The organism is Roseburia sp. AF42-8 (assembly GCF_003435965.1).
Taxonomy (GTDB): Bacteria; Bacillota; Clostridia; order Lachnospirales; family Lachnospiraceae; genus Roseburia_C; species Roseburia_C amylophila.
Genome location: NZ_QTVB01000108.1, coordinates 1 through 1,964, shown reverse-complemented (window position 1 = coordinate 1,964; position 1,964 = coordinate 1). Strand labels below are relative to the sequence as shown.

Below are 1,964 nucleotides of genomic sequence, written 5' to 3'. Positions count from 1 at the left end.
ATCAGTTGTTATTGAAAGAAGATAATTCTGAGGAGGCTATGATAAATTTCAGAGAATGTCTGAAAAGAATTAATTCACAGGAAAGATATATGATGTTTCAAAAATCAAAGAAGATAATTCTGAGGAGGCTATGATAAATTTCAGAGAATGTCTGAAAAGAATTAATTCACAGGAAAGATATATGATGTTTCAAAAATCTGGATTTAATGTAATAACAAGAGACGAAAACCGCAGTATTGATGAGACATTTGCTTTGGTAGAAAGTATGTTTGGATTAAATAGATAAAGTCGATACAATGTCTGAGAATGTTAATGCGGAGCAAGGTGTTAGTGCGCATTGACAGACTTTTGGTAAAGCCGGTTCCGGTGGCGGTGAAACTGATGCCGGATGCTGAGATGGAACCGCCATATGATGGTGCGAAAAAAATGATTCTGGTTGATGATGTGGATAATCGGCAGTTTCTGTGTGAATTGGTTGAGAGCATGTGGGAAGAATTGCCGAAGAAGAAAGAGAAAAAGTTGAGAAAAAGTGCAAGTAAGACTTGACAAAAACGAACAAGTATTCTATATTTAACTGCGGAGATTTTATACCCAAAAGCAGAAAATAGGAATGTACAAATGGAGCTCAAACCCTTGTGGTTTGGGCTTTTTCTAATTTTGTAGAAAATCTGAGAATAACTATTTCTAAAAAGTCAATTATCATTTTGTAATGGAAAATGGACAGAATTATTCACAAAACTGTTTGTACAATACTAACAAATTTTTGAGCGTATATAGTCTTGTAAAAGTGGCAGCATGGCAATCGAGTAACATCGGTTGCTTTTTTTGTTGCCTATTTTTTAGAAAGTCATCAATCGCCCCGATAGAGTGATTTCTAAAAAACAAAGTAAAAAGAGTGGAGGAAATGCAAAGTGAAAGAGTATTCAAAAGGTATTTATGTGAAATTTAAACCGGAGGAGGTGGAAATATTGCATGATCGGATGAAGGAAGCCGGAGTTCAAAATATGAGTGCGTATATCAGAAAGATGGCGTTAAACGGGTATGTAATAATCCCGGAATGGCCTGATTTGAACCGGTTAATATCTTTACATACAAGGATTAGTAATAATCTCAATCAGTATGCTAAGAAAGCAAATGAAACGGGGAAGCTGTATGAAGAGGATATTGCAGAAATAAAAAAGATGAATAATGAGCAAACAGAGCTTCTGAAAAAGGCACTTGAAGTAGTTATTCATCTATATGAGGAAGATTCAAAGAAGAGAAAGTGAATTGATAAAAAGCGTTAGCGTGGCTCTGCGGTTTATCCGCAGTTCGAGGGGATTGGGGCATTTTCCCCAACAAGCAAAAATGCGCCGGGTATATACCGGGGCACTGCTTGCCAATTTGCAAAAAATGAAAGGAAGGACTTTATTTATGAGAAATTTAGAAAAAGAACAGAGGCTTGGAAGAAATGGAATACAAAATCTGTGCATTAAGCCGACGTTTAATTATTGTACTGGTGAAGAGCAGTTTACACTCTTCAAGTTACCAAAATGTCTAATAGATGATGCATGCTTTTGGGGGCTGTCAATAGATGCAAAACTTTTATATGCAATCTTTTTAGATAGGGTTTCATTATCTATAAAAAATGGATGGGTGGACGAAAACGGAAGAGTATTTATCTATTATTCTGTAATAAAAATTTGTGAGATATTGAATTGTGGAACGCAAAAAGCCTGCAAGTTATTGGATGAGCTGGAGACATTCGGGGCACTTGAACGTAGGAGACAGGGACTTGGAAAACCTAACAGGCTCTATTTGAAGAAAGTGTTTTGAAAGATATCCACATAAGAAAAAATCAAAGCACATAAGACGTAAAAATCACAGTCAGGAATTTTGATTTTACGATTACAGAGTTTTTATTTCTACAGGTCTGGAACTGAAAAAATCAAAATCTAATAAGACTAATATTAACAATACTAATT

4 protein-coding genes are annotated in these 1,964 nt (G+C 35.3%); all 4 read left to right on the top strand.

What is annotated here, in order from left to right; genetic code table 11:
• Positions 1-130: 130 nt before the first annotated feature.
• The 4 genes from DW059_RS16235 (at position 131) to DW059_RS15410 (ending at position 1,815) form a co-directional block, all read left to right on the top strand.
• Positions 131-286, top strand: a complete 156-nt coding sequence (locus DW059_RS16235) for a hypothetical protein (protein WP_207659181.1) — start codon at positions 131-133, stop codon at positions 284-286.
• A 26-nt stretch (positions 287-312) separates the two neighbouring features.
• A complete protein-coding gene (locus tag DW059_RS15420; RefSeq protein ID WP_330408463.1) occupies positions 313-546 on the top strand; it encodes a transcriptional regulator in 234 nt (77 codons plus the stop codon).
• A gap of 365 nt (positions 547-911) precedes the next feature.
• On the top strand, positions 912-1,268 hold the full coding sequence (locus DW059_RS15415) for a plasmid mobilization protein (RefSeq protein WP_117699372.1): 357 nt from the start codon (positions 912-914) through the stop codon (positions 1,266-1,268).
• 145 nt (positions 1,269-1,413) lie between these two features.
• A complete protein-coding gene (locus DW059_RS15410; protein ID WP_199534406.1) occupies positions 1,414-1,815 on the top strand; it encodes a replication initiator protein A in 402 nt (133 codons plus the stop codon).
• The last annotated feature ends 149 nt before the right edge of the window (positions 1,816-1,964 follow it).

What these genes read in the sequence shown, in the direction of transcription:
- DW059_RS16235 (WP_207659181.1), top strand. Translation starts at nt 131, where the DNA reads ATGATAAATTTCAGAGAATGTCTGAAAAGAATTAATTCACAGGAAAGA.
- DW059_RS15410 (WP_199534406.1), top strand. Translation starts at nt 1,414, where the DNA reads ATGAGAAATTTAGAAAAAGAACAGAGGCTTGGAAGAAATGGAATACAA.
- DW059_RS15420 (WP_330408463.1), top strand. Translation starts at nt 313, where the DNA reads ATGCGGAGCAAGGTGTTAGTGCGCATTGACAGACTTTTGGTAAAGCCG.